This window comes from Micromonospora marina, from assembly GCF_900091565.1.
Classification (GTDB): domain Bacteria; phylum Actinomycetota; class Actinomycetes; order Mycobacteriales; family Micromonosporaceae; genus Micromonospora; species Micromonospora marina.
In genome coordinates, this window is record NZ_FMCV01000063.1 from 1 (window position 1) to 2,214 (window position 2,214).

The following is a 2,214-nucleotide window of genomic DNA, read 5'->3' on the forward strand; positions in this document are numbered from 1 at the left end:
CCCCGTCACCGGGCCTACCCCTGTCTGCCCAGCTCACAGCCCAGATCCGCCGCCTATATCGACGCCGAGCTGCGGAACGCAGGCCATCCGAATTAATGAAAACTTCAGGAAACGAGGATCAAAAAGTGTTATCCAAGGCGGGCCCGGCGGCCACCAGGGTACTTGTCCGCGGCCCTCCTTAATTCTTTTTCCGCACATTGCCGCAGGTCTGGGACGTGCACATACTTCAGGCGACAGGAGCGTTATCGCCGACTCGAAGGAATCCTTGGCAATGCGGACTCCCCCCGCGCATGTCGCACCGCCGGGCCTGGCGCAGAAGCGCCGCCGCCTCGCTCGTATCACGCTCGCCTCCGCGGTCGCCGCCGCCCTGGCCGGCAGCGGCATCTACATCGCCGCCGCCCAGGCCGAAGAGGTCGCAGTGCCCGGCCGCATCCAGGCGGAGGCCTTCGCCGCGCAGTCCGGCGCGCAGACCGAGAACACTGGCGACGCCGACGGCGGCCGGAACGTCGGCTGGCTCGCCAACGGTGACTGGCTGCGGTACGACGGCGTTTCGATCATCGGCACCGACCTGAAGGCCCGGGTCGCCGCGGACAACACCGACGGCGGCATCGTGGAGCTGCGCCTCGGCACGCAGACCGGTGCCCTGCTGGCCAGCTTTCCGATCACCCACACCGGCGGCTGGCAGAAGTGGACGACGGCGACCGGCACGGCGTCCCGTGTGCCGGCCGGCCCGCAGACCGTCTTCGCCGTCATGAAGAGCACATCCCGGTCGGACTTCGTGAACCTGAACTGGTTCACGTTCGGCTCCGCGACCGGCACGGTGCCGAGCGCGTCGCCCACCACGAGCGCCAGCCCGGCGACGCCGAAACCGACCACCCCGACGACGCCGACCACCCCGACGACGTCGGCGGCCGGCTGGGTTCCCGTTGACCAGGGCAGGTGGAACCAGGAACTGGCTGCCTTCAACGCGATCAAGCCGAAGCCGGTGACGCCGGGAACCACCCGCGTTCCCGAGTTCCACACCGACTGCGAGCTCGCCAACTCGGCGCCGGACGACCCGATCGTCGTCCCCGGCCTTCCGGGCGCCTCGCACATGCACACCTTCTTCGGCCCGAAGGTCGACGCCTTCACCACGACCGACAAGCTGCTCTCCTCGAAGACCACCTGCAACGCCCCCGGTGACCTGAGCGCCTACTGGACTCCGGAGCTGCGCAAGGACGGCAAGCCCGTACCGATGAAGAGTTTCCGGGTCTACTACGGCTCGCGGGTTAAGGATCCGTCGACCGTCAAGCCCTTCCCGCCCGGCCTGCGGGTGGTCGAGGGCGACGCCAAGAAGCAGGTCGACACACCGAAGAACGCCGGTAGCGACCACTTCTGGTGTGCCGGCAGCGCCGAGACGGGCCGCAGCGCCGACGGTAACTGGCCGGTCTGCGCCCAGGGCGGCAATCTCATCTTCCAGCTTGTCTTCAAGGACTGTTGGGACGGCAAGCACATCGACTCACCCGACCACAAGTCGCACATGGGTGACCCGGTCAACGGCGTCTGCACCGGCAAGTACCCGGTGGCGGTGCCGAACCTGTCCTTCATGGTCAACTTCCAGTCGCTGGGCGGGAACGGTCTCAGCCTCTCCTCCGGCAAACCGTCATCCATGCACGGCGACTTCATGAACGCCTGGGACCCGGCCCGCATCGGACCGCTGGTCAAGTCCTGCCTGAACCAGAGCGCCAAGTGCGGCACGGAGGTGACCTTCGCCGGCGGCTGACCCCGGACATACCCCAACCACGGACGGCCCCCACGCCCAGGCGAGGGGCCGTCCGGCGCGGACTGCCGATTCAGGACCGGATCGATGATCGCCTGGTCGGGCAACCGCGGTGCGCAGCCCGACAGGAGCACCTACGGGACAGCCACCGGGAAGTCTGGTGGAAGACATTCCCGGGATCGACCTCGGCCTTGATCCGGCGGAGCCGGACCAGGGTCGCCGGCGGGAAGGCGTCGGCGAGACGGTCCGGGGTGAACGCCGACTCGAAGCTGAGGTACAGCCCGTCCAGGGCAGGGCGCATCTTGTCCCAGGCCGCGTCGAAGTCCGGGTGGTCCGGTGCGGCAACGGCGGTGATCGAGAGTGTCCCGCACCGGGTTAGATGGAGACATCGAAACCTGGAGGAACACCAGCGATGCCTGCACCGAAGAAGTACCCCGATGAGCTGCGTGAGCGTG

2 protein-coding genes are annotated in these 2,214 nt (G+C 67.8%); one reads left to right on the forward strand and one right to left on the reverse strand.

Features of this window, described 5'->3' with window-relative positions:
* A partial coding sequence (locus tag GA0070215_RS27750) for a DUF1996 domain-containing protein (protein WP_244167191.1) occupies window positions 1-1,762 on the forward strand: 1,762 nt, incomplete at its 5' end.
* 70 nt (window positions 1,763-1,832) lie between these two features.
* Here the strand turns inward: GA0070215_RS27750 and GA0070215_RS29440 are convergent.
* Window positions 1,833-2,060, reverse strand: a complete 228-nt coding sequence (locus GA0070215_RS29440; RefSeq protein WP_091051787.1) for a BBE domain-containing protein — start codon at window positions 2,058-2,060, stop codon at window positions 1,833-1,835.
* Between the last annotated feature and the right edge of the window lie 154 nt (window positions 2,061-2,214).

Coding starts and splice junctions, on each gene's coding strand:
- GA0070215_RS29440 (WP_091051787.1), bottom strand. CDS start 2,060: ATGCGCCCTGCCCTGGACGGGCTGTACCTCAGCTTCGAGTCGGCGTTC.